This is a genomic window from Fibrobacter sp. (assembly GCA_024399065.1).
In the GTDB taxonomy this organism is placed as follows: Bacteria; Fibrobacterota; Fibrobacteria; order Fibrobacterales; family Fibrobacteraceae; genus Fibrobacter.
Genome location: JAKSIB010000001.1, coordinates 58,078 through 81,775 on the forward strand (window position 1 = coordinate 58,078; position 23,698 = coordinate 81,775).

At 48.6% G+C, this 23,698-nt stretch carries 22 protein-coding genes; 16 read left to right on the forward strand and 6 right to left on the reverse strand.

Translation table 11 applies throughout. The annotated features are described in order from the left end of the window. The first annotated feature begins 71 nt into the window (after window positions 1-71). The 5 genes from MJZ25_00220 to MJZ25_00240 are packed head-to-tail and all read left to right on the forward strand — an operon-like array spanning window position 72 to window position 5,946. Window positions 72-959, forward strand: coding sequence for a polyprenyl synthetase family protein (locus MJZ25_00220; GenBank protein ID MCQ2122591.1), 888 nt, complete (start codon window positions 72-74; stop codon window positions 957-959). Beyond that, complete coding sequence (gene dxs, locus MJZ25_00225; protein ID MCQ2122592.1) at window positions 959-2,830, forward strand: 1-deoxy-D-xylulose-5-phosphate synthase; 1,872 nt, start codon at window positions 959-961, stop codon at window positions 2,828-2,830. The genes MJZ25_00220 and dxs overlap by 1 nt, the downstream gene beginning before the upstream one ends. 11 nt (window positions 2,831-2,841) lie before the next feature. Then, on the forward strand, window positions 2,842-4,107 hold the full coding sequence (locus tag MJZ25_00230; protein MCQ2122593.1) for an RNA methyltransferase: 1,266 nt from the start codon (window positions 2,842-2,844) through the stop codon (window positions 4,105-4,107). A gap of 18 nt (window positions 4,108-4,125) precedes the next feature. After that, window positions 4,126-5,019, forward strand: coding sequence for an orotidine-5'-phosphate decarboxylase (pyrF, locus tag MJZ25_00235; GenBank protein ID MCQ2122594.1), 894 nt, complete (start codon window positions 4,126-4,128; stop codon window positions 5,017-5,019). Window positions 5,020-5,055: 36 nt separating this feature from the next. Beyond that, window positions 5,056-5,946 carry a hypothetical protein gene (locus MJZ25_00240; protein ID MCQ2122595.1) on the forward strand — a complete coding sequence of 297 codons (891 nt, stop codon included), beginning with the start codon at window positions 5,056-5,058 and terminating at the stop codon, window positions 5,944-5,946. Window positions 5,947-6,023: 77 nt separating this feature from the next. On the opposite strand, the gene MJZ25_00245 is transcribed toward MJZ25_00240, so the two are convergent. Together MJZ25_00245 and MJZ25_00250 are read right to left on the reverse strand one after the other, a co-directional pair. Beyond that, entirely contained in the window at window positions 6,024-6,815 is a 792-nt protein-coding gene (locus MJZ25_00245; GenBank protein MCQ2122596.1) for a hypothetical protein, read from the reverse strand. Continuing rightward, window positions 6,815-7,843, reverse strand: coding sequence for an MlaD family protein (locus MJZ25_00250; protein ID MCQ2122597.1), 1,029 nt, complete (start codon window positions 7,841-7,843; stop codon window positions 6,815-6,817). The genes MJZ25_00245 and MJZ25_00250 overlap by 1 nt, the downstream gene beginning before the upstream one ends. Before the next feature lie 122 nt (window positions 7,844-7,965). Between MJZ25_00250 and MJZ25_00255 the strand changes: the two genes are divergently transcribed. The 4 genes from MJZ25_00255 (at window position 7,966) to MJZ25_00270 (ending at window position 11,740) form a co-directional block, all read left to right on the forward strand. Continuing rightward, a complete protein-coding gene (locus tag MJZ25_00255; GenBank protein MCQ2122598.1) occupies window positions 7,966-9,165 on the forward strand; it encodes a M18 family aminopeptidase in 1,200 nt (399 codons plus the stop codon). A gap of 102 nt (window positions 9,166-9,267) precedes the next feature. Beyond that, on the forward strand, window positions 9,268-10,011 hold the full coding sequence (locus MJZ25_00260; protein ID MCQ2122599.1) for a tetratricopeptide repeat protein: 744 nt from the start codon (window positions 9,268-9,270) through the stop codon (window positions 10,009-10,011). After that, on the forward strand, window positions 10,011-10,724 hold the full coding sequence (locus tag MJZ25_00265) for a hypothetical protein (GenBank protein ID MCQ2122600.1): 714 nt from the start codon (window positions 10,011-10,013) through the stop codon (window positions 10,722-10,724). Before MJZ25_00260 ends, MJZ25_00265 begins: the two co-directional genes overlap by 1 nt. A 17-nt stretch (window positions 10,725-10,741) precedes the next feature. Beyond that, complete coding sequence (locus MJZ25_00270) at window positions 10,742-11,740, forward strand: RlpA-like double-psi beta-barrel domain-containing protein (protein ID MCQ2122601.1); 999 nt, start codon at window positions 10,742-10,744, stop codon at window positions 11,738-11,740. A gap of 28 nt (window positions 11,741-11,768) precedes the next feature. Here the strand turns inward: MJZ25_00270 and MJZ25_00275 are convergent, their stop codons facing one another. Beyond that, window positions 11,769-12,299, reverse strand: a complete 531-nt coding sequence (locus tag MJZ25_00275) for an outer membrane beta-barrel protein (protein MCQ2122602.1) — start codon at window positions 12,297-12,299, stop codon at window positions 11,769-11,771. A 123-nt stretch (window positions 12,300-12,422) separates the two neighbouring features. Between MJZ25_00275 and MJZ25_00280 the strand changes: the two genes are divergently transcribed. Continuing rightward, window positions 12,423-13,817, forward strand: coding sequence for a DNA methylase (locus MJZ25_00280; GenBank protein MCQ2122603.1), 1,395 nt, complete (start codon window positions 12,423-12,425; stop codon window positions 13,815-13,817). Continuing rightward, complete coding sequence (locus tag MJZ25_00285) at window positions 13,810-14,247, forward strand: hypothetical protein (GenBank protein ID MCQ2122604.1); 438 nt, start codon at window positions 13,810-13,812, stop codon at window positions 14,245-14,247. Before MJZ25_00280 ends, MJZ25_00285 begins: the two co-directional genes overlap by 8 nt. Before the next feature lie 98 nt (window positions 14,248-14,345). Here the strand turns inward: MJZ25_00285 and MJZ25_00290 are convergent, their stop codons facing one another. Then, the gene (locus MJZ25_00290) at window positions 14,346-16,064 is read right to left on the reverse strand and encodes a GGDEF domain-containing protein (GenBank protein ID MCQ2122605.1); all 1,719 of its coding nucleotides are present in this window, start codon (window positions 16,062-16,064) and stop codon (window positions 14,346-14,348) included. A gap of 74 nt (window positions 16,065-16,138) precedes the next feature. On the opposite strand from MJZ25_00290, the gene MJZ25_00295 reads away from it, so the two are divergent. After that, on the forward strand, window positions 16,139-18,199 hold the full coding sequence (locus tag MJZ25_00295; GenBank protein ID MCQ2122606.1) for a TetM/TetW/TetO/TetS family tetracycline resistance ribosomal protection protein: 2,061 nt from the start codon (window positions 16,139-16,141) through the stop codon (window positions 18,197-18,199). 81 nt (window positions 18,200-18,280) lie between these two features. After that, window positions 18,281-19,123: a hypothetical protein gene (locus MJZ25_00300; protein ID MCQ2122607.1), complete on the forward strand. Its 843-nt coding sequence runs from the start codon at window positions 18,281-18,283 to the stop codon at window positions 19,121-19,123. 73 nt (window positions 19,124-19,196) lie between these two features. On the opposite strand, the gene MJZ25_00305 is transcribed toward MJZ25_00300, so the two are convergent. Further along, on the reverse strand, window positions 19,197-20,087 hold the full coding sequence (locus MJZ25_00305; protein ID MCQ2122608.1) for a DUF58 domain-containing protein: 891 nt from the start codon (window positions 20,085-20,087) through the stop codon (window positions 19,197-19,199). Between the two features lie 117 nt (window positions 20,088-20,204). On the opposite strand from MJZ25_00305, the gene MJZ25_00310 reads away from it, so the two are divergent. Continuing rightward, window positions 20,205-20,642 carry a DUF1232 domain-containing protein gene (locus MJZ25_00310; GenBank protein ID MCQ2122609.1) on the forward strand — a complete coding sequence of 146 codons (438 nt, stop codon included), beginning with the start codon at window positions 20,205-20,207 and terminating at the stop codon, window positions 20,640-20,642. Here the strand turns inward: MJZ25_00310 and MJZ25_00315 are convergent. Then, the gene (locus MJZ25_00315) at window positions 20,631-21,644 is read right to left on the reverse strand and encodes a DUF4172 domain-containing protein (GenBank protein ID MCQ2122610.1); all 1,014 of its coding nucleotides are present in this window, start codon (window positions 21,642-21,644) and stop codon (window positions 20,631-20,633) included. The genes MJZ25_00310 and MJZ25_00315 overlap by 12 nt on opposite strands. 401 nt (window positions 21,645-22,045) lie before the next feature. On the opposite strand from MJZ25_00315, the gene MJZ25_00320 reads away from it, so the two are divergent. Next, window positions 22,046-22,324, forward strand: coding sequence for a hypothetical protein (locus MJZ25_00320; GenBank protein MCQ2122611.1), 279 nt, complete (start codon window positions 22,046-22,048; stop codon window positions 22,322-22,324). Between the two features lie 500 nt (window positions 22,325-22,824). Further along, window positions 22,825-23,688, forward strand: a complete 864-nt coding sequence (locus MJZ25_00325) for a hypothetical protein (GenBank protein ID MCQ2122612.1) — start codon at window positions 22,825-22,827, stop codon at window positions 23,686-23,688. Window positions 23,689-23,698: the final 10 nt, after the last annotated feature.

Below are 23,698 nucleotides of genomic sequence, written 5' to 3' on the forward strand. Positions count from 1 at the left end.
AGCCCTTATAAGGGTATTATAAGCTTTGAGCCCCTTTATTAGGGGCTCTTTTTTAAGTATCTTTGGTCTATATGGAATCTCTTGAAAAAGAAGCGGCTGTAGCCCTTGATTACCTTTCCCGCATTTCCAAGGAAGCGGAAAAGGCTTTTGATGAATTTCTCCCGTCCGAAAAGGATAGACCGTGTCGCCTTCACGAGGCTATGCGCTATTCCATGTTCGCTGGCGGCAAGCGTTTGCGCCCGGCCTTGGTTCGCGCTGCATTCGATATGTTTGGCGGCAAGGGCGAATCTGTTCGCTACGCTATGAGCGCGCTGGAAATGCTCCACACGTTCTCGCTGATTCACGATGACCTGCCCTGCATCGACGATGATGATTTTCGTCGTGGCAAGCCCACTTCCCATAAGCAGTTCGGCGAAGCCACTGCAGTGATGGCTGGTGATGCTCTTTGCATTCTCGCCTTCGAAATGATGGGTAAGACCGGCAATGCAAAGGCAATTGAAATTTTGGCTCACCTGCTGGGCACCTTCGGTATGATTGGTGGCGAAATGACCGATATCGAATGCGAAGGCAAGCAGGTGGATTTGGAAATTGTGGACTACATCCACTATCACAAGACTGCAGCTCTTATTGAAGCTTCCCTGGAAGTTGGCGCCCGCTTGGCTAACGCTTCCGAAGAAGAAATCAAGGCTATCCGCGATTACGGTCGCTCCATCGGTCTTGCCTTCCAGATTGTGGATGATATCCTGGATATCGTTTCCACTACTGAAGAACTTGGTAAGGATGCCGGTTCCGACATCGAGAAGGGTAAGGCTACTTATCCGGCTCTGGTTGGCTTGGAACAGTCCCGTGTCCGTGCCCGTGAACTGTATGAAGAATCCATCAAGGCTTTGGATACCCTGAAGCAGGATACCGAGATTCTTCGTTCTATTGCCGCATTCATCATTACTCGAGTTAAGTAATGGATCTTAAAGATATAAAGTCCCCAAAGGACATCAAACACTGCTCTGTCGAAGAGCTGAACAAGCTGGCCAGCCAGATTCGCGAGACCATCATTGGTCAAGTGTCTAAGCATGGCGGTCATCTTGCTTCCAGCCTTGGCGTGGTGGAACTTACCCTTGCATTGCACTACGTGTACAATACACCGGACGACAAGATTGTCTGGGATGTGGGTCACCAGGCTTATGTCCATAAGCTCCTGACAGGCCGTTTTGATCGCTTTGGCTCCCTCCGTCAGCAGGATGGTATTTCCGGATTCTTGAAGCGTCACGAAAGTGAATACGACTGCTTTGGCGCAGGCCATGCCACTACGTCTATTTCTGCAGCCCTCGGTTTTGCTGTTGCACGTAACCACTTCAACCGTCGTAACAACGTCGTTGCCGTAATTGGTGATGGTTCCATGACCGGCGGTATGGCTTACGAAGCCTTGAACAACGCTGGCATTTCCAAGCAGAACATGACCATCATCTTGAACGACAACAAGATGAGTATTGCTCCCAACGTAGGTGGCTTCAGCAAGTACTTGAACCGCGTCATTTCCGACCCGGTGTACAACAAGATGCGTATGGACCTGGACCGCTTGATGAAGCGTCTTCCGGGCGTACTTGGATCCCGCTTCCGTGATCTGTTCCTCCAGGTTGAAAGTGCTGCAAAGACTGCAGTCAAGCCGGGACAGTTCTTCGAAGATCTGGGTGTCCGTTACTTTGGCCCTATCGATGGCCATGACATTAATGAACTGGTGATGATTCTTGAACGTGTAAAGTCTCAGCCGGGCCCCTGCCTGGTCCACGTTCTTACTGAGAAGGGCCGCGGTCTCGACGCTGCGGTGAAGAACCCCACCAAGTTCCACGGTTGTAATCCCTTCGATCCGGAAAGCGGTCTTCCGCTGGTGCCGGGTAGCAAGAATCCTTCCTTGACCAGCGTGTTCGGTAAGACCATGCTGGAACTTGCCAAGAAGGACAACCGCATCATCGGTATTACTGCCGCAATGCCTACGGGCTGCGGTCTCGATATTATGGCGAAGGAAATGCCCGACCGCGTCATTGACGTGGGTATCGCCGAAGAACACGCTGTAACCTTTGCTGCAGGTCTTGCGTGCGATGGCGTTGTTCCGGTGGTGGCAATTTACTCCTCCTTTATGCAACGCGCCTACGACCAGATTATGCACGACATTGCTCTGCAGAATCTCCACGTTGTTCTGGTGCTGGACCGTGCTGGCCTCGTAGGCGCAGACGGCCCCACACATCATGGTGCGTTCGACTTGTCTTTCCTGCGTACGATTCCGGGCATTACCATCCTGGCTCCGTCCAACGAAAACGAACTGCGTGACATGCTGACAGCATCCATTGATATGCCGGGTGTTGTGGCTATCCGCTATCCTCGTGGAACAGCCTTGGCTGAAGAACTGGAACCTGCAACAGACAACTTTGACGGCTGTCTGCCGAAGGTCTTGGAACAGGGTAAGGATATCCTGCTTCTTGGCGCAGGCTTCATGACAAATGAACTGAAGAAGACTGCAAAGGTCTTGCGCGAAAACGGATACAACCCGACCCTCGTGGATGCCCGTATCGTAAAGCCTCTTGACCAGGAATGCTACCGCGGTCTCTTCGAAAACCACAAGGTGATTGTCACTTTGGAAGACAATACGCTGGTGGGCGGTTACGGTTCCGCTATCGGCGAAATGCTCCTGGACTTCGGATATACGGACAAGCGTTTGATCCGCTTCGGACTTCCGGACAACTTTGTGGAACAGGGCGAAATTTCTGCCCTCTATAAACTCTTGAAAATTGACGGAGAATCCGTCGCCAAACAGATCATGGATAAAATCCAATAATTGGAAAAAATATGAGCGAAGAAAATAACGAAAAGCGTACCGTGAGATCCACTCTCAATCGTAAGTTCGGCGTTAGCGAAGCTACCGACCGTCGTAATCCCCGCCGCGATGATGACAACCGTGGCGAACGCAAGTCTTTTGGCGACCGTCCCTCCTTCCGTGGTGACCGTGATGAACGCCGTGGCGATCGCAAGTTCGGTGACCGTCCGCGCCGTGATGGTGATCGTCCGTTCCGTGGTGACCGAGACGACCGTCGTGGTGGAGATCGTCCTTTCGATCGTGAACGCCGTCCCCGTGGCGACCGTCCGTTCAACCGCAGCGAACGCCGTGGCCACTTCGGTGACGACCGTCGTCCCCGTCGCGAATTTGCTCAGGCAGGTGCTCCGATCTATCGTCAGCGTCCTGAAGAACAGCAGACTGAAGCTGTTGAAGAAGTTCTGGACGAAGCCGCTCTCGAAGCACGCGTTGCTCAGGTTGAATCCAGCGAAGACGTGGTTTCCAATCCGCCTTGGTTCAAGAAGCTCCTCGCTCTCACCACCGAAAAGGGTCGTGAACGTGAAGGCCGTTTCCTCGGTGAAGGCGTCCATGTTGTTGAAGAATTGGTCAAGCACCATCGTGAATTGGTCAGCTCTGTCTACATGGTTGAAGGTTTCAACGACGAAGCTTTGATCGAAGCTATCAACGAAGCTGAAATCAAGATCAGTGTTCTGTCTGAGGCTCAGATGAAGCAGCTCGCTTCTACCGTTACCACTCAGGGCATTATTGCTGTTGCTCGCATTGCAAGCACCAAGCCTGTTTACGAATCCAGCCGCAGCGTCCTCACTCTCGTTGACGCTGTGCAGGATCCGGGTAACCTTGGTACCCTTTTCCGCACCAGCCTCGGCTTCGGTTCCGATGGTATGATTCTCGGTCGCGGTACCGTCAGCCCCTTCAACCCCAAGGTTGTCCGTGGTTCCTCGGGTACTTTCCTCCGCGTGCCTTTCGAATTTGACGTTGATCTCATCGACCAGATCAACTTCCTCCGCAGCAAGGGTTACACCATCATCGCTACCGACTTGCACGGTAAGCAGAGCCTCCGCGAAATCCCGAAGCACAAGCTCCGCAAGATGGCTTTCCTCGTGGGTAACGAAGGTGCAGGCACCAATCCGTACTTCATCGAACTCGCTGACGAAACCGTCAAGATTCCGATGAGCAGTGATCTTGAATCCTTGAACGTCTCTGTGGCTCACGGTATTCTTTCCTACGAAGCTGCTCAGATCCAGGACGAACTCAAGTAAGGTTGCGAGAGGTTTAGAATGAATTTTCATGAACGTCTAGAACAGCGTGTCGCCAAGTGCGGCAACCCGGTTTGCATGGGCATGGACCCGGTGATGAAGCTCATCGATCCTTGCGTTTCTGCAGGTTCTGCCGAAGACAAGATCAAGCGTTTCTATTCCGAAATTTTGGAATGTTGCATCAAGCGTAACGTGATGCCTGCTGTGGTGAAGCCCAACAGTGCATACTACGAATGCGTTAGCGTGCAGGCTATGCTCACCTTGCAGCAGCTCATTGCTGACTACCGTAGCGCAGGAATCCCGGTGATTCTCGACGCCAAGCGCGGCGACATCGGCAAGTCCAGCGCCGCCTATGCAGTGGCTGCATTCGACGTTTACAAGGCCGACGTGGTGACCGTTTCTCCCTGGATGGGTTCCGATTCCGTGAATCCTTTCGTTCGCGAAAATTCTGAAAACGGTGCATACGTTCTTCTCCGCACCAGCAACAAGGGCGCCCACGATTTCCAGGACATGCAGGTCATCGGCAGCGACGATCCCCGCGACGTAAACGAAGCCTTCTACTCCGTTGCTGACAAAATCTTTGAATGGGACGGCGACAAGGGTTTCTTCGGCGCAGTGGTGGGCGCAACCCATCCTGAAGAACTTGAAAAGATCACCGCCTACTGCGTTGCCCATCAGCACGAGATTCCTTTCCTGATTCCGGGTGTTTCCATTCCTGGTGTTCCGGGTGGTCAGGGCGGCGATGCAAAGACTGTGCTTACTGCAATCAAGAACGGTGGTGGCAAGCGTCAGTTCCACGTGCTGAACAGTTCCAGCGGTCTGAACTTTGCTTACCAGCGCAGCGGCAATCCCGAGAACTTCGCAACCGAATGCGTTGACGCTCTGGAACGCCTGGCTGAAGCCTGCCAGATTTAAGGTACCGTAACCCTCGGGACTTGAACTAGGTTCGCGATGCGCTACTTGGCTATCCTCATTTTTGCAGTTGCTGTGATTGCTGCGGCTTTCCATTTTGCGAAGCCGCTGCCTAGCACGAACTTTGATGAATCCTTCTTGCCGAAGGCTTCCTCTGTTCGTTACGTCGCTGCAGGCCACGATGCTGCCGTAGCGGGCCTTTTCTGGATCAAGGGCCTTACGGAACTTGGTGAAAGTTACTTGTATGGCCGTGAATACGGTTACCTGGGTCATGTGGCAGAACTTTCTACCAGTCTGGATTCCTTGTTCTATACGCCCTATTATTTCGTGGGCGGCGTGACTCCGGTGAATGCTCCGGATACGTCGGATTTTTCCGTGTTGCGCAGGGCTTCCAGGGTTTATCCCGATAACTGGCGCCTGTCCTTGTACTACGCCTTGCGTTTGGCTCGCGGTCCCTATCCTAACAAGACCGAGGCGGCTAACGTGATGCGCAAGTATTTCGATAGTCCGGACACAACCATTCCTGAACATATCCGTACGATCTACCGTAGTTTCGAACTGGATTCCATGCAGACTGAAGTTGCCTTGGAAACCATCCTGAACGACGTGATGCAGCCTCAGTTCAAAACCTTCAGGGCAGGTTTCTATGCCAAGATCCTGAAGCTGATTGGCCATAAGGGACTGATTGATGATTACAACAAGAACGAAAATTATCAGAAGATAAAGTTCCTGGTCGATGGTATGATTGAAGGCAAGATTCATCCGGCTGCAGTATACAACGAACTCCTTCAGATGAAAAAGAGGTTTGACGAGGAAGCCGCTGCCAAGGCCGCCGAAGAAGCAGCCAAGGCTGCCGAGGAAACCGCCAAGGATTCTACCAATACGGCAATGGCTGACACTGTTGCAGCGAGCAGCGCTACAGCTGAGTAAGTTTCATTGCCGAGAAATTTAAAAGGGCCCGCCTCATTGGCGAGCCTTTTCTTTTTTGAAGTGCGTCCGTGAAGTTTTTATTCTGCGCAACGCTTGGCGTTGTTTGGGAGCCCCATAAGTTCAAATGCGTTCTGGCAGCGAATCTTCAAATCCTTTTTATCTTCGGCAGAAGTGCTTCTAAGTTGTGAACGGTAGTAAAGAATTGTCGCAGTCAGGTAAGGCTTGTTTCCTTGGATAGCTTTCTTCTCGGCTTCGCGGTAGAGGGAGTCTGCTTCGCTCTTGCCCTGATGATCAGCGACGCGGGCTGTAGTATAGATGTAGAAACCGCCCTTCTTGTCGGAGCGCTTGGCTGCCATTTCCAGGAATTCCTTTGCACTGCTGGTCTGGTTGACGGAAGCCAATGCCACAGCGCATTCGCCATAGAATGCTGCCTGGGTTGTTTCGTCAGCCTTTTTCAGTACGTCTTCCTTGATGGCCTTGCAGAGGTTGACTGCGTCCCTGTAATTTGCCTGAGCCACATCCAATGCCACCTTGGCCTTGGCGAACTGAACCTTGGAATTCTTATCCAGTTCTTCAGTGCGCACGACGGAGAGGAGGGAGTCTGCCAAAGCGTAGTCCAAACTTAAAGTTCTAATCTGTGCCATGCCGATGAGGATTCTGCCTTCGGCGTACAGGTTGGCTTCCTTGCGGCTGGCAAGGAGGGCGCGTTCCAGCTGACCGTATCCCTTGGCGAACTTGCCGTTGTCAAAGGAGCGCTGTGCGCGTGCGGAAAGGATGCCTGATTCAGAAGCGGAAGCAACACCGGTAGCTGCCATAGCCATGACCATGGCGACAGCTGCAGAACGGATCCAATGCTTAGGTGAACGCATTACCATAAGGTCTCCACCATGAAGGGCACTGTATCCTTGCTAGGAATGGATCTCTTGATGATCCACATGTTCTCGATGCCAGCCATCAAGTCGTCTGCATTCTGCAATGTAGCTTCGGTAGTTTCCATGAAGTCGGCGATACCGGTAGTAAGCTTTCCAACTTCACCAAGCAGGTCGTCTGCCTTGCCGAGAGTCTTGTCGACATTGCCCACCATGGTGCCTACGTTACCCATGAGGGAGTCCACGTTACCCATAAGTCCGTCCACCTTCTGGGGAAGGGGCTTCAGGTCGCTCATTAAGCTGGTGACGTCGGTGGTGATTCCGTCCACCTTGCCCATAAGCGCCGGGACAGTGTATGTCAAAGTATCCAACAATCCGGAAGCCTGGAAGAGGACCTTCTTGCCGGAGTAGGTAATGTCGTTTAGTCTGGACAACTGCCTGTTCAAGTTGTCGTAAAGCAAGCGGCTTCCGAAGAGGGCACCCACGGTGGTTCCAGTATCCATGGCCATGACGAGAAGGGTGTCGATACCATCCACAAGGGAGTTCACACGACCCAAAAGTTCGTTGGCAGTTTCAAGTACTGTTTCAATGTCCTGTGCCTGGCCGGGAGGCAGGTAGTCTCCGTCCTCAAGAATACGACCTTTGCCACGGCGAACGTCGATATTGATGACACGAGCAGAAATCAAGTTCTGGTCACGGATGGCGAATACTGTGGCGCTGTCTGTAATCCAGGGTTGGTACTGCTTGCGGATGATGAATTCCATGTTGACGCCATCGCCTTCGATTTCCACGTTGGAAATCTGACCTACGTCCACACCGCTAATCTGGACACGGGTACCAGGTCTAAGGCCGAAAGCTTTTTCAAATGTACTGTGAAGAGTATATTCTTCCACGCCGATCATACCGGTGGAGAATAACTTGGCATAAAGGACAATGGCAAAAATCATTACAGCGGTAGTGAAGAAAACACCGACCATAACGCCGGATATTTCCATCCAATTGATTCGCTTTAAAGGTTTAAATGCCATGGTAAGAAATATATAAATAAATTTTTACGAATAGCGAAACCGCTACATTTATATGAAAAAAAAGGTCTAAAAACAGTGGTCAAGTTGCTATTTTAAAGAAAAAGATCTTATCCGGGTAATTTATGGATTTTTTTGAGTTTTTGAACCAGGCTGTAACTCCGTACCATACGGTTGAATTTCTAAAGAAAGCTCTTTCTGTGGAGGGAATAACCTTGATGGAAAGAGGTGGCGCCTTAATTGCTGTCCGCAAGCCGAAGAAGGCTTGTGCCCAATCTAAGTTCCGCATTGCGCTGGCTCATACGGATTTCCCAGCCCTGAAGATTGCCCCGAATCCGGACAAGGGCTGTGCTGGTGTAAAAACTCTTCATTCTGAAATTTACGGGAGCCCGCTGTTCACCAGCTGGCTGGACCGCGACCTTGGTTATGCCGGCCTGCTAGCTTTTGAAAAAGAAGGGAAGGTGGCAACAAAGCTTGTCCGTGGAACTAAGTTGTTCCGTATTCCCCAGCTGGCAATTCACTTGAATCGTGGTGTGAACCAGGATGGTTTGAAAGTAAATCCCCAGACGGATCTTGATGTTCTGTGGTCTGGCTCCGGTTACTCTAGGAAATTTGTAGAAACTCTCCAGGCTGAACTTGGCTCTGGTGAACGTCTTCTCGATTTTGATGTTCAGCTGTTTGACGCTCAGGCCGCAAATGTTGGCGGCATGGACGATGAATGGATTTATTCTGGTCGTCTCGACAACTTGAGCAGTTGCCACGCCATCGCAGAAGCCATGCTTTCTGCAGAGGCTTTGGAAAATGATTTTGTTGTAGCCGCATTCTTCAATAACGAAGAAGTGGGTAGCAACACTCGCGAAGGTGCTGCAGGCAACTTCATGGAATCCACTCTTGAAGTTCTTTGGAATGAAGCCAAGATTGAAGCACCCTTCTCTCAGGCTCTTGCAGATTCCCTTGCCTTGTCCATTGACATGGCTCACGCTGAACATCCCAATTTTCCGCAGAAGCACGAAGCTAACCACGCTCCGATTCTCGGTGGCGGTGTGGTATTGAAGACAAATTCACAGAAGCGTTATGCAAGTGATGTGATGTCTTCTGCGCAGTTCAAGCTGTTGTGTGAAAAGGCTGGTGTGAAGAGTCAGACTTTCATTACCCGAAACGACATGCCTTGCGGAAGCACGGTGGGTCCCACCATTTCTGCTAACCTTGGAATTCCCACGGTGGACATTGGCGAACCCATGCTCAGCATGCACAGCATCCGAGAAATGATTGCTGTAGATGACCATAAGGATATGATCCAGTTGGTGTCTACATTCTATAAGTAGTGAAAATCCTGCGTAATCAGGTTGAATTGCTGGAAAATGTGCAAAATCAGTAATTTTTGAATTGCGGGTTTTGTATATTGAAAGCCGTCCAGGAGCTATTTAATGCGTTTGAATGTTTTGTTATTTGCCTTGTTTTTGGGAGCCGTGTCGGTTTTTGCACGACCCATCAATGATGGCAACAAGTTGTTTGCCGCTGGCGACTATGCCGGTGCTCTTGAAAAGTATATGAAGGCCCGCGAGGCCGAACCTGCCGATCCGTTACTGTTCTACAACATCGGTACTTGTCAGTATAAGTTGGGCAATTACGAAGAAGCCAAGAAGGAATTGGAAAGCGCTGTGCGCATGCCCGATGTAAAGCTTGCTGCAAAGTCCGCCTACAACTTGGCCAACACTCATTTCCGTATTGGCGAAAAAGCTAGCGAACCTAGCGCCCGTATTGCTGCATGGCGTGAATCCATTGCCTATTTGAAGAAAGCCATTGACTTGGACAATAGCTTTGAAAATGCCAAGAAGAATGTGGAAATTGTTCAGCGTAAGCTCAAGGAAGAACTGGACAAGCAAAAGGAAAATCAGGACCAGAACCAGGATCAGGATAATGACCAAAAGCAGCCGCCTCTGAGTGAAAAGGCCAAGGAAGCTTTGGCCCGCGCGCTCCAGCTCAGCAAGGATGGCAAGTATGCCGAAGCCAAGCAGCTTTTGGAAAACGTCATTGCTGAAGATGAAACTGCTGGTCAGCTGAATGCCTACGTACAGCGCATTGACGATGTCATCGAAATCAAGGCCGGCCGCAAGCCTAAGGCAAAGATTGATGCAAGCAACACCGATAACGACCTGGAGGTAATCTAATGAGGTTCGAGGCTCGAGGTTCCAGGTTTAAGATGTCATTGCGAGGCCAGAATGGTCGTGGCAATCTAAAGCACGTGATGGCTTGTGTCTTGTTGTGCGCAGTCGCGGCATTTGCCGCTCCAAAGTCTGCTAGCGCCTACTACAGCGATGCTGCATTCCAGTACATCGAAAACCGTTTGCCTACTGCAGAAATTACTTGTAATGAAGGCCTGCAGTATTATCCCAACGATCAGAAACTTCAGATGCTCTTGGACCGTATCAAGGAAGCCAAGGACGAACAGAAGAACGAAAATCAGAAGAAGGATCCTAAGAACAACGATCAGAATCAGGACCAAAACCAGGACCAGAACCAAGATCAAAACAAGGATCAGCAGAATCAAGATCAGCAGGACCAGAACCAGAACGGTGAACAGTCCAGTTCCAGCCAGAGTGAAGATCAACAGAATCAGGATCAGAATAATGGCGGACAGTCTAGCTCTGCAGAAAGTTCCAGCAGCCAAGTCGGCGAAGGTGAACAGAATCAGCCTCAGCAGCCTGAACAGAATTCTAGCGACAGTCAGGGCGAACAGCCTGAAATGCCGCCGGAAGTTCCGGAAGGCCAGATGGACCCTGCCGATGCAGCCCAGCTGTTGAAGGACTTTGACGAACAGAACGGCGAACGCAAGCCCTGGAAACCTGTTCGCGGTCAAGCAAGACCTGCTCGCGACTGGTAAGTTTACCTATGAAATTGATGCGGTGGTTAGGAATTGCAAGTGCTGTGTCTGCTCTGGTGGCGGGCTGCGGTTCTGATGAAGTGAACGCTCCCAATGTGGAAAGCTCATCCAGTTCCATTGACGAGATTTTAAGCTCTTCTGAAAAAGTACAGTCCAGCTCTGCTATAGAAGCGTCAAGTTCTTCCGCGAAAGTGCTATCCAGCTCTTCCTCTCTTTTGGAATCATCTAGCTCTAATGATGTTGTGATTTCGTCCGGTTCCGCGGCGGTTTCTGAATCTGACCTGTGGTATTTTGACGATACCGACGGCGAGTGCGAAAATTGTGACAGCTTTACTGCGAAAGACCCGGTGCTCACGGACCGCGGTGGCGAAGGATCCATTACAACCTACGGAAGCATTACCGAGAAGGAAGCCAGTTCCGGAGGCGCCTGCAATTATGGCAAGACGGACATTCACTATTACGCCGCAATCCACGTCAACGTTTCCAGCGGGGACGATAAAGGGCCCTGGAACGGGGGCCTTGCCTGCGGAGGCTGCGTTCGCGTAAAGGCGAAGACGCCTGATGGCTGGAAGCGTGTCACAGTGCGCATTATGGACCGTTGCCCCGATGAAAGCTGCGGTGTGGACTTGGGCGGCGCGCCGGCCAGCGATATCATGGGCAATACGGTGGGCCGCTACTACGGCGAATGGGAATTCGTCTCTTGCGAAGGCGTTGAAGGTGTGTGGGACGATTCCACCAGCATCTGGGTGAAGGAAGGTGCCAGCGCCTACTGGAGTGTCATCCAGATTCGCAATCCGAAAGACGCTGTGACCAGCATTTCCATTGATGGTTCTGAACTTTCCCTGTTTACCGGTGCAGAAAACTTCTGGGAAGTTCCCCAGGAAATTTTGCAGTCCAATTCTGACGTGAAAATCCAGGTGGAATACCGCAGCGGAACGCCTGATGTGTGGAATATTTCTGGCGTAGCCCTCACCAAGGAAATGACCAACTACTACCTTTACGATTACCGTGAATAAAAAAGGCGTCCTAACGGACGCTTTTGTTTTAGAACCTGACGCTTAAACCGCCAGAGAAAAATCCGCGATACCCGGCGCCAAATTCTACATAGCAACCCACTGTATTGATGTACTCAATACCGGCAAGGGTTCCCTGCAAAACGGGCTCGACTTCTGTATCGTATCTAGAATTGTTATGGTAGTTCAAGGTGACGCCTGCACCGAGACGGGAATATAGCTGAAGGTGATCGAAGAATGTGATCCAATCAAACTTGCCTTCGGCTGCAATATGAATCAGGTGGTTGTCGATGACACTGCCATGTGAACCCTCTGCGGGGTCGTTCGCTGAAGAATAATATTCGTATCCAGTAGCAATGCCGACTTCAACCATTTTGGCTAATTGGTATCGGGCCCCGAAATTGACGCCTGTGAAATTGCTGCTTCCGTCCTCTTCATCGGAGCTGAACAATGAGGCATAGGTGGCAAAGTTCGCACCTACGTCCAGAATCCATTTGTGCTTGTCTTCTGCAGCGGAACTTAGAGCAAAGCCAATGCATAAAAGAATGAGAATTTTTCTCATACAGTAGTCCTCCTTAAACCTATTCTTAATCTATAAAAAGTCTAATTACAAAGCAAATTAAAAGAACGAAATAGGGATTTTTTTTGCCATAGGGTGTCACTAAAAAATGTCTATATTGTTCCTGTGGGTCGCGAAAATCGAACATTCGTTGCTATTGACTTGAAGTCGTTCTTTGCTTCCGTGGAGTGCATTCTTCGCGGTCTTGATCCGCTTACCACTAATTTGGTAGTGGCCGATGAAAGCCGCTCCGAAAAGACCATTTGCCTAGCGGTAACCCCAAGCCTAAAAGCTTACGGAATTCCAGGTCGCGCCCGTCTTTTTGAAGTGAATCAAAAAATTCGAGAAATCAAACAGCGTACCGGCGAGGAAATCCTTTTCACTATTGCTCCGCCACAGATGGCGAAGTACGTGGAATTTTCCACCAAGGTTTATAACGTCTATCTAAAGTATGTAAGCCATGACGACATTCATGTGTATTCCATCGATGAATGTTTTATCGACGTGACACGCTATTTGTCCTTGTACAAGAAAACGCCTCGCGAACTGGCGAAGACCATGATCCAGGATGTTTTTGAAACCACAGGTATTACGGCTACTGCAGGCATAGGCTCCAATCTTTACCTTTGCAAAATTGCCATGGATGTGATGGCGAAACATGTGACTCCTGATAAAGACGGCGTGCGTATTGCGGAACTTGACGAGATGACTTACCGCAGGGAACTGTGGAGTCATCGTCCCCTGACCAGTTTTTGGCAAGTGGGCCGAGGCATTGCTGAACGTCTGGCCAATTGCCGTTTGAATGATGGTCGTGGAATTCTCACTATGGGTGACCTTGCCCGAGTTAGTGTAAAGCGCCCTGACGACTTGTATAAAATGTTTGGCGTTAATGCTGAAATTCTGATAGACCACGCTTGGGGTTACGAGCCTTGTACCATTGCGGAAATCAAGAAGTACAAGCCCAAATCCAACAGCATTGGTGGTGGACAAGTTTTACAGCATGCCTACGATTTTAACAAGGCTCGCATTGTTGTCCGTGAAATGGTGGATTCCCTGACCATTGATTTGATTGACAAAAATCTTGTGACAAACGGATTGACTCTTCATCTAGGCTATGATCGTGAAAATATTGACAAGGGTATTTATCACGGAGAAACAGTGATGGATGTTTACGGAAGGACCTTGCCTAAGCCCGCTCACGGCACTGCAAACCTTGGCCGTTACACATCGTCGTTAACATACATTGCCGATGCGGTGATGAAGTTGTACGACAGAATCGTCAATCCAAATTTGACCATCAAACGATTGAACTTGACTGCCAACGAGGTGCTGGACGCAAGCTATGATCAGCCGGATATTTTCACCGATGTCCAGAAAGAAGAAAAAGAAAAAAAACGCTTGAAGGCGGAACTACTTATCAAGAAACGCTTTGGCAAGAACGCCATTATCAAGGGGATGGATTTGCAGGAAGGCGCAACCACTGTAGAACGCAACGGGCAAATTGGAGGTCATCGTGCCTAGCTTTAATTACGACGACATTATCAATTTGCCCTATCCGCGAAATGATTGGAATTTTCTCATTAAGCATCCGCGGATGTCCATTGAGAATCGTGCGAAAATTTTTTCACCTTTCGCTGCACTTCGTGGGCATAACGATGCCATTAACGATGCTGCCGAAAGAAACTTGACGGTACGCCAGGACGAACTGATGGAAGATTCCCGTATGGAATTGGATGAAGCCTTGTCCACCTTGGCAGAACGTTTGGAGCACGGGGAACATCCCATTGCTAAATTAAGTTACTTTGTTCAGGACAAGGTTCTTGCGGCAGGTGTGGGTACCTACCAGGATCTTGAAGGCGTTGTGGCGAAGCTGGATACTAATGAACAGACAATTCAAATTGTGGATAAAGTCATCGCCCTTGCAAATATTAAACATATCGTATTTGCGTAAAAAGGTAATCGGCCCTATTTAAAAGACGGCCCTACCAGCGATAAAGTTCTTATCCGACAAATCTCATAATTCGTACTTCATACTTCGTAATTCGAAGTTTACCCCATGGAATTGGTGACGTTCTTTGTTGCCAGCACCAACTTGTTGGGGTTGGAAGCCAGCTTGTAGAAATAGAACATGCTGTAGCTGACGCTTACGGTGTCGTGGAATTCCGGAGTGGTGCGGAATAGCACTGTAGTCACGTCGCGGTTTTCCAACTTGGTGGTGACTGCTTCCAAACGGAGTGCGTTGGCAGTACGTTCGCGGTCTTCTTCCACAACGAATTTGTTTGTGAACCAGGTAACTACGGCGTCGTAAGACAAGTTTCTGATGGCGGTAGGAATGCTGTCCTTGAGGGCGATATTCTTGTAAACCAAGATGTTCTTGGTGGGGACGTCGATTTGGCAGATAAGGGTAAAGCCCTTGCTGAGGCCTTCGATAATCTGGTGTTCCAGCATCAAGTCCTTGGTCTTTTCCAATTCCAGGACTCGGTCGTGATCCAGGTGTTCTGTAATCAAAAGAATCTTGGTTGGCTCCCCATTCAAAGTCTCGATGGCCTTGAACATGGTGCGTACCCAACGGCCATCCACCATTTTGAATTCAATGGTGACGGAACTTTTCTTGCGAAGGTCGTTGCGGAGATTGTCAATGGAATTGACTGTGGTCACCATTTCCTTATATTCGTCGTCGACGGCAATCATAAAGTTTTCCGTCATCTTCGTATAGGTTTCGGCGTTCTTTCCGAAGGTTACGCCGGCGCCCTGCTTCAGGATCCAGAAGGTGTCGCGGATAAGATCGATGGTGATGATTGCGTCGTAGGAGTTGGCCAGCGTTTTAAGGATGGCGTCCATTTCGCGCTTGTAGTTCAGTTCTGCAATTCCACGCTTATATTCAGGATGCTTTCCATAGAAGGCTTCCTTGCTCTGGTACATGTGGATTTCGGCTTCGCGGCTAACGTCCTCAATATGCACAGGATGGGCCATCCAGCAGTAGCCCAGGGAAGCCTGGGGAACGGTTTCCTGGTTCAGGAAGGTTTCGAATTTTTTTGCGGAGAAGGTGAATTCACTTTCCTTGCAGTTGGGGATCACAATCAGGAATTCATCACCGCTGATTCGGTAAATATGTTCGCTGGAGAAATGTTCCAGCAATTTGCGTGCGAAGGTCTGCAGGAATTCGTTTCCAGCGCCGTGACCGCGGGTGTCGTTGATAAGCTTCAAACCGTTGAGGTCTGCGAAAATTAAACCGATGGAAGTTTTTTCTTCGATTGCGGCGTAGTTCTTGCAAAGCAACTGGTAGGAATAATAGTTGTTGAGGCCGGTCAGGGTGTCAAACTTGCAGTAATGTTCCAGTTCACGCTGAATTTCCATTTCGTGAACGTAGTTGCTGTGGATGTCACGAACAAAAAGCCAGACAACCTGGTTGTCTTCAGAGAAAGAGTCGGTCTTGATAATTTCTAGGGATACCCAGCGGTAGGAATCCTTGACCTTGCGGCGGTACTGGATTCGGAACGAATCTTCGTTCTTGAGGTGCTGAGTCAGAGATCCAATGGAAAGACGGTTCTTGAAAACGTTGCGGTCATTCTCGTGGACGTTTCCGCTGTTTGCAAAAGATTCTATCCAGCTGGAGAATGAATCCAGTTGGATTTCCTTGTCGTTAAGTTCACGATCATTGGTTTTGACAATTTGATAGGAGTTGGCTGTCAGATTGACCTTTAGGGTTTTGTAAAAGGTCTTTGCCATCCCGAAAATAGCTTTGGAAATCTCTGAACTCAGTAACATACTATTAAATATAAATGAATTTTCATTGTTCGTATGTAAGAGTTTTCTAATTTTATATTAACAAAGTTTGATATATGTCCCAGTCCATTCGAAATATTGCTATCCTGGCCCACGTCGATGCCGGTAAGACCACTTTGTCCGAACGCATTTTGTTCGCGGCAGGGGAGGTTCGTCGCCCCGGAAAAGTGGAGGAAGGGCTGGCAACCATGGACTACCTCCCGGAAGAAAAGGAGCGAGGCATCACTATTGAAAGCGGTGTGGCTCATTTCGAATGGAAGAACACCTGGTTTAATTTTATCGATACTCCGGGCCATGTGGATTTTGGTGCCGAAGTGGATATGGCCTTGACCGCCGTGGAAGGTGCCGTACTTGTGGTCAGTGCTGCCAGCGGTGTGGAAACCCAGACCGTGACCGCTTTTAAAAAATTGCGTGAGGCAGGAGTCCGCACTATTTTGTTCATAAACAAGTTGGACAATCCCGACTACTCCCTGGATGAAACCTTGATCAATATTGAAGAGGTTCTTGGGGTGCGCCCGGTGCTGATGACCATTCCCGAATATAAGAATGGTCAAATGTCCAGTGTTTTGGATGTGCTGAGCAAGAGTCGCCTGGTTCATGATGAGAACGGCGAGGAAGTGGTGGATTCTGCTGGCGTGACGAATGGTTCCGCGGAAAGCGACGAACAGCTGGCGAAGCACTACAAGGAAGCTTGCGAATTTGCCAGCAACTTCGATGATGAAGTTCTGGAAATGGCCCTGGAAGGCAAGGCGGTTCCGCCCAAGGATTTGCTCCGTGGCTTGAAGGGCTTGGCTACAGACGAAAACTATGCGCTATGTTATGCAGGCTCGGCCATGGCCGGCTTTGGTGTCCGCAGCCTTTTGACTGCGTTGACGTTCTTCTTGCCGGAAGTCCCTTCTTTTGATGAAGGCCAGATGGGGCAGGTGATTCGCTTGCGTCACTTTAGAGGTGTTGGCGAAATTTCCTTGTTCCGCGCCCATTGCGATATGGAACGTAAGGAATGGCCCGCGGGTTTTGAATTCTCCCGCCTCAAGGCAAACCTGCTTATTCCTGTAGATGAAATTCGTGCTGGCGATATTTACGCCATGGGTGCGCCTTTTGAAACGGAGTTAGGACAAATTATTCTCCGCGACGGCACTGCCGCGGGGGACAGCGCCGGATCCGAATGTCATTGCGAGGCCGATGATTCAACGTGTCATTGCGAGGCCGAAGGCCGAAGCAATCGAAGCGGTACTGCCCCACAGCCCGCAAGCATTCGTGACCGTTACCAGCCTCTGCTTCAGACTCGCGTAGAATGCGTCAGCACCGAAGATTACGCCCACGTGGAAAAGAGCCTTTCTACCCTTTCCCGTATGGATCCGTCTTTCCGCGTGCAGCATGACGAAGATGGCGGCTTCTGGTACTTGCATACGGTGGGCGAAGTCCAGCTGGATGTTTTGCTGGCTCGCCTCCGCAGAGAATTCGGCTGTGAAGTGCAGGCCGGCGATCCGGAAGTCCGCTGGCAGGAGCGCTTGACCCACGCCGTTGAACCTGTGGAAAATTCCTTCCAGCTCGGTCCTCACAAGATTTCAATTAAGTTGGCTGCAAGTCCTATCGTTAATGACGTGGTGGAAAACGCCGCGGAACTTCCCCAGAATCATGACATCCGCTTGTCCGCAGAATTCCTGGAAAATGCGCCTCGTGAAATTCTTGCAGGCGTCCGTTCCGCCCTTCTGGAAACTGCAGAAATCGGCGTGTTGGGCAAGGGTCCTTTGGTTGGCGTCCGTTTTGAGGTTCTGGAATTTAGCTGGAGCGAAGGCGCACTGCCACCTATGATCAAGAAGTGCTGCGCCGATGCCGTCACAAAGCTTTTCAAACCCTCTGATGTAACTGCCTACGAACCTATAATGGAACTTTCCCTGGAATGCCCAGTGAATTTCGCCGGCGTCATTACTGGCGATATTCAGGCCCGCGATGGCAAGGTGAAGGAAATCGGTGGCGATGGCCGTACCCATTTCTTGAAGGCTGACATTCCCCTCCGCAAGATTTTCGGATATGCTACAGGCGTCCGTAGCATTAGCAAGGGAACAGCTCTTTATAGCCTGAAACTTCTTGGTTATAGGGAAGCGGCCTTGTAAGAAGGTTGCTTTACCGAATAAATAATATATATTCCCTCTTGGTTTTGAGTCCGGTCCGCCGGTCTTTTTAGGAGGTTTATCATGAAATTGTATTCTCGCTTCGGCACTCTGTTTTCTGTGACAGCTCTTGCCGCATTTATGGGTGCATGTTCCGAAGATCCTGCTCCCAATTCCCCTGCGGATGAAACTCTCTCCAGTTCTTCCGTAGATGAAACGCTTTCTAGTTCTTCTGTAGCAGACTCCAATTCCAGTACTTCTAAACAGGAAAGTCTCTGTGTTTCGGAAGACAGAATGGCCCATTGGTGTGGTGCTAATTCTGATCAATATGTAGAAACAGGCCTTGATAATGGAAGTGAAACCTCCGGTTATTGGTTTACATTCAATAACAACGAAGATGGCGGGGAATCTAAGATTGAATTTCCCACTACCACAGAATGTTGCTATTCTGATGAAGATGAATATGAAAACATGCTCGCAGTGTGTGGCGGTTTTTGTGGGATCTTCGAACTCCATGGAAAGAACTTGATTAGCGGTAATCCCGTGACTGGTATCGCATTCAATGTTGCTGGTGAAGCTTATGATGAAAAGGATGTCCCTGTAGGACATAGTGCTGCCGATGCTTCTGCGTGGGGCGGAGTCTGCATTGCCTATAGTGCCTCCCGAGATGCAATTCTCATGTTGGGTACGGATACCAGTGAATCTCCGAATATTCCGGGTGACGGTCCATCCGTTACCTTGCCCAAGTCCTCTGAAGGTGTCATGAAGTGCTTCAAGTGGGATGAATTTAAGTCCGCCGCATCTACCAAAATGACGGGTGAAGAAGCCGCCAAGAAACTGGTTTCTGTACGATTCTTTTTCCAGGATCTCAGCGAAACAACAGGCGAGTTCAACGTAATGTCCATCGGTTCCTATGTGGAACAGTAGGAGTTTTTCTCTCTAAAACAAAAGACCTGCTTTCGGGCAGGTCTTTTTTATGTTGCAGCGTTAATTTGCGAATTTATGCGCGGGCCATCTTGGCGCGGCGTCTGAAATGTTCAATAAGCGGGGCCACGGTTTCCTTGAAGTCGTCGTGAGTCTCGATGCGAACAAAGTCGATAGACATGCGCTGGAACAGTTCCTTGGTCTGCTTGCCCTGACGTTTTGCTTCGCGGGCGAATGCTTCACGGAAGGCGGCGTCGCCGGTATCGATCAGCAAGGTTTCGCCAGTTTCTGGATCTTCCAATTCCACCAGGCCTGCAGGCGGCAATTCCATTTCGCGGGGGTCTACTACGGAAACGGCCAGCACGTCGTGGCGCTTGCGGAGGATCTTGAAGGCGCTTTCAAAACCTTCGTCCAGGAAGTCGCTCATGACCACGACCACGGCCTTGCGATTCAAGATCTTGCCGGCGTATTCCAGTGCCACCTGGGTGTTGGTGCCGTGGTGCTGCGGCTTGAAGTAAAGAATTTCGCGGATTAGGCGCAGTACGTGCTTGCGGCCTTTTTCGGGAGGAATAAAGAGTTCCACCTGGTCGGTATAGATCAGCAGGCCTACCTTGTCGTTGTTCTTGATGGCGGCAAAGGCCAGAAGTGCGGTAAGGGTAGCCATGACTTCGCCCTTCATCTGGGTGCCGCTACCGAATTCGGAGCTGCTGGACGCATCGACCATGAGAAGCATGGTCATTTCGCGTTCTTCGATGAACTTCTTGACGTAAGGGGTGCCGGTACGTGCGGTAACGTTCCAGTCGATGGTGCGCACGTCGTCGCCGGGCATGTATTCGCGGACTTCGCTGAATTCCATACCGTTGCCCTTGAAGGAACTATGGTAGGCACCGGTCATCACGGTGTCCAGCGTGCCTCTGACACTCAGTTCAATACGGCTGACGGTCTTTAAAACTTCTTTATCAAGCATTATAAAATCTCAATTACGTTCAAGAATATACAAAAATAAGTTTGAATAAAGCAAACTATCGCTGTTTTGGACGCTTTAAAAAAAGTAGATTGAGTATGTTGAATCGTGGAGGGCGCAATGTCCGAAAAAGTTTATGAAGATGTAGAAGTGCATGACATGAGGGATATGGAACGAAATCAGCGTAAACGTCATGCAGAGGGTGATTCTGGTTACGACGATTATCAGGCTGGGATCGGTTCCAAGAATTTGCAGAAGTCATCTCCGGTTTGGAAAGTTCTTTCCATTGCACTCGCGATGCTGGCTGTTGCCTACGATCTTTCTCCCATAGACGCTATTCCGGATGCAGTCCCTGTTTTCGGTCTTCTAGACGATGTGGGCTTTACATTGATGGCCGCTTTGAATGTATATCAGCAGTTTGCCAAGGATCAAAATGCTGGCATTGTTAAACTTGTAAAGTATACCAAGTGGGCCTTGGTCCTTTTTATTGTCATTGGAAGCATTGCCTTGGGCGGCTTTGCTGCTCTTATCGCCTTGCTTATAATGTCATTGAATTAAGGTGGAATATTTTTGGCTTCGTCCGCCCTTGTTCTCTGCTTTGAGAATTCCTTTTTGAATTAAGGACTGGATATCGCGAAGCGCAGAATCGTGGCTAACACCGGTAAGGGCTGCGGCATCCTTTGCAGAAAAGGGCTTTGGCAATTTCCCAGAACGGATGGCGTTTATGAGTTCCCGTTCACGTGAGGTAAAATCGGTTTCCTTGAATTTCTGAAGGAATCTTAAATTTTGGAGCGCCTGCGTGTAGTTTTGTAGACTCTCTTCGATGGATTTTTTAAGTATGTTCAGGAACCACAAAATCCACTGGGTCAAATCACCGTTGCCTTGTTGGGCCTTGGCCAGAATATCAAAATATTGTTGACGGCCTTCAAGAATTTGCTTGTTCAGTGAATACTGGCAGTGAGATGTGCCTTCGCTACGTGCTAGAAGCATGATGCTTAGAGTTCGTGCGATGATTCCGTTGCCGTCGTCAAAAGGACGGATGGTCAGGAACCAGAACTGTGCGATTGCAGCCTTGACGGCTCCGTCGGTCTTTGAGGTTTCGAACCACTGGAGGAATCGATTCATTTCATGTTCGATGCGGTCAGCGGAAACTCCCCAGGCACTATCCTTTGTACGGAATTGCTTTACTTTGTTCTGACCCACGGCGGCGTGCCATGCAAAAAGTCTTTCGGCAGTTAGGGGTTGGCTTGCGTTGAGCAACGCGCCGAGAATGTTTTTGATTTTTGGTGTGGCGTCGTTTTTCTTGGAAATCTCGGACTGGATTTTTTCAAGGCCCTTGAGATCATCTGTCGGTTTGGCAAATGCGGTTTCGCTGTCGATGGCGAAATTTGCCCAGATATCCGTTGCCAAGGTTTCTGTATCGGCTGACCCGGAATTGACCACGTCAAAAATACCCAACAACTTTCCTTCCTGCAGACGGGTTTGGCCCAGGGCGTCCATGACACTCTGGAAATTATATCGGAAACTGGTCCAGTCTGGATATTGGTGGATGTAAAGCATTGCTTAAAATCTAGCAAAAATATGACTTTGCCGCGGAAAATGACCTAGCATCCCTTTAAAAATTAATCGGCTTTTTCTAAATCGCGGTTCCGTATTGAAAACGAAAGTTTTTTCAGTTGGTTCCTGACCATTTTTCTTTGGGGGTTGGGCTCTTTTCATGACCATAAAAATGTCGATTATGCCTTCGTTAAAATGCTACCTTTGGTAGCGAAGAAACAACCATGAAAAATAACCCACTTCGAATCGGAAATCATTTGGGAAATCATCAAACAAAGACCAAATGACTTCTTAAATAACCTTGCTCCAATGGAATATCAGTTGGAAAGAACTAGGTGTTTTTTGTATATTTTAAACTTGTCTCAAAAAAGTGTAGCTAACAAGATTAACAAAGAGATGATTAAATGATCGAATGTGTGACGTATAAGGCAAAAGCTTTATATACTGCTAAATTTCTTTTTTTAATGTTGATGTTTTTTTCAAACATTTCTCTTTGGATAGTAGCTTTGAATACGTATCAAGATGTCAATATAGACCTTGATTTAACTCCTTTTTGTCTTATGTATTCAGGCTTGGTTGTCGTACTCATGTATTTCTTTTGGGCTCATCCCTACAAAATTGAAAGAAAAGAAGACTGTTTTGTTTTTTTTTATGTTTGGAAAAACAATTTTTTTTCTTTTTAATAAAGATGAATTTTTAAGATGCGGAAGGGGCCGCTTTGGTGGTAGAATTTTCTACTTCAAAAAAAGGTACCGTACCTATTGGGTCGATGAATGTGTTTTTCCTGATGTTGTAAAGATAATGGAAGGAATCTATTTGGAGAAGCCTTGCAAGTTTGGTCTCAAGAAGGGCACCGAGACTAAAGTCACGTGCTTGACGTGTGGAAGACTTTATGAACGTGACATGTCCCGCTGTCTCTGGTGCGATGCTCCGAAACAGCACGCTGATGATGAAAATTTGTAAACTTCATAAAAAACGGAAATCAAAGAAACGTAGTCTCAATGGTGTGTTTTCGGGGGGGGCACTCCGATATTTCTGTAGTTCTTTTTGTCAATCCACAATCCAGCTTACAAGATTGTTATACACCACAACTAGTCTTTTTTAGTTCCTTGCATAAGCCTTTATGAATGGTTTTTGATTTTTATATTTCTTGTAATTTATATTTGGTTTGGAGGTTTTAGAAATGCAAAAGTTCTTATTGTTTTTGTCGTTTACAATGTTTGTGTTGACGGCATGTTCAAATGGTTTAGAAAACGATCCTGTTTCTCCGGAGGATTCTCCGCTCAGCTCAGGGACTGAAAATGTGTCTTCATCTTCTGTTGCTGATGACGTACTTTCCTCTTCTGGTGTGTCTGAAAACAAAGAATCTTATGTGCCCTATGTGGGAGAAAAGCCTAATTGGAAATATCTGAATCCGTCAATTGCTTATGATGAGATTGTAGATGAACGTGATGGCCAGCGATACAAAACAGTTGTGATTGGCGATCAAACATGGTTTGCCGAAAATCTTAATTTGGCGACTATTGGTGGCAATGCCGATGATCAGGTTGCCTCTAAGTGTGCAAAGGATTCCTGCGAAGTTTATGGTCGCCTTTATACATGGGCCGCTGCAATGAATTTTGATGCTTCGTACAATAATCTTTTTTTCTATGAAGACAAGGTCGTTCCTCATCAAGGAATTTGCCCTAATGGATGGCATGTGCCGGAAAAAGACGAGTTTGTCGTGCTACTCAATAATTTTGATAAGGGAATATGGTTTGAAGCAAACATGAAACTTAAGTCTATGAATGCATGGGTTGCTGAAGCCCCGGCGACAGATGATGTGGGATTTTCTGCCATACCTGTTTATGAGGAAAGTTATTCCAATAATGGCATTATCAATGAGTACCAATCTAGATTTTGGACAACCTTAGACAAAGACTCGAAATTTGGTGAACGTGCAAAATATGCTATAATACTGTATATCGTAAATGAAGAATTATTTGATGCCGGTTATGCTGATGGAAATAAAGAAAAATATATGTCTATTCGCTGTATAAAGGATTAGAAAAGCTAGA

What these genes read in the sequence shown, in the direction of transcription:
- pyrF (MCQ2122594.1), top strand. Translation starts at nt 4,126, where the DNA reads ATGAATTTTCATGAACGTCTAGAACAGCGTGTCGCCAAGTGCGGCAAC.
- MJZ25_00250 (MCQ2122597.1), bottom strand. Translation starts at nt 7,843, where the DNA reads ATGGCATTTAAACCTTTAAAGCGAATCAATTGGATGGAAATATCCGGC.
- MJZ25_00260 (MCQ2122599.1), top strand. Translation starts at nt 9,268, where the DNA reads ATGCGTTTGAATGTTTTGTTATTTGCCTTGTTTTTGGGAGCCGTGTCG.
- MJZ25_00265 (MCQ2122600.1), top strand. Translation starts at nt 10,011, where the DNA reads ATGAGGTTCGAGGCTCGAGGTTCCAGGTTTAAGATGTCATTGCGAGGC.
- MJZ25_00320 (MCQ2122611.1), top strand. Translation starts at nt 22,046, where the DNA reads ATGATCGAATGTGTGACGTATAAGGCAAAAGCTTTATATACTGCTAAA.
- MJZ25_00270 (MCQ2122601.1), top strand. Translation starts at nt 10,742, where the DNA reads ATGCGGTGGTTAGGAATTGCAAGTGCTGTGTCTGCTCTGGTGGCGGGC.
- MJZ25_00245 (MCQ2122596.1), bottom strand. Translation starts at nt 6,815, where the DNA reads ATGCGTTCACCTAAGCATTGGATCCGTTCTGCAGCTGTCGCCATGGTC.
- MJZ25_00290 (MCQ2122605.1), bottom strand. Translation starts at nt 16,064, where the DNA reads ATGTTACTGAGTTCAGAGATTTCCAAAGCTATTTTCGGGATGGCAAAG.
- MJZ25_00230 (MCQ2122593.1), top strand. Translation starts at nt 2,842, where the DNA reads ATGAGCGAAGAAAATAACGAAAAGCGTACCGTGAGATCCACTCTCAAT.
- MJZ25_00300 (MCQ2122607.1), top strand. Translation starts at nt 18,281, where the DNA reads ATGAAATTGTATTCTCGCTTCGGCACTCTGTTTTCTGTGACAGCTCTT.
- MJZ25_00240 (MCQ2122595.1), top strand. Translation starts at nt 5,056, where the DNA reads ATGCGCTACTTGGCTATCCTCATTTTTGCAGTTGCTGTGATTGCTGCG.
- MJZ25_00305 (MCQ2122608.1), bottom strand. Translation starts at nt 20,087, where the DNA reads ATGCTTGATAAAGAAGTTTTAAAGACCGTCAGCCGTATTGAACTGAGT.
- MJZ25_00295 (MCQ2122606.1), top strand. Translation starts at nt 16,139, where the DNA reads ATGTCCCAGTCCATTCGAAATATTGCTATCCTGGCCCACGTCGATGCC.
- MJZ25_00325 (MCQ2122612.1), top strand. Translation starts at nt 22,825, where the DNA reads ATGCAAAAGTTCTTATTGTTTTTGTCGTTTACAATGTTTGTGTTGACG.
- MJZ25_00220 (MCQ2122591.1), top strand. Translation starts at nt 72, where the DNA reads ATGGAATCTCTTGAAAAAGAAGCGGCTGTAGCCCTTGATTACCTTTCC.
- MJZ25_00310 (MCQ2122609.1), top strand. Translation starts at nt 20,205, where the DNA reads ATGTCCGAAAAAGTTTATGAAGATGTAGAAGTGCATGACATGAGGGAT.
- MJZ25_00255 (MCQ2122598.1), top strand. Translation starts at nt 7,966, where the DNA reads ATGGATTTTTTTGAGTTTTTGAACCAGGCTGTAACTCCGTACCATACG.
- MJZ25_00315 (MCQ2122610.1), bottom strand. Translation starts at nt 21,644, where the DNA reads ATGCTTTACATCCACCAATATCCAGACTGGACCAGTTTCCGATATAAT.
- MJZ25_00275 (MCQ2122602.1), bottom strand. Translation starts at nt 12,299, where the DNA reads ATGAGAAAAATTCTCATTCTTTTATGCATTGGCTTTGCTCTAAGTTCC.
- dxs (MCQ2122592.1), top strand. Translation starts at nt 959, where the DNA reads ATGGATCTTAAAGATATAAAGTCCCCAAAGGACATCAAACACTGCTCT.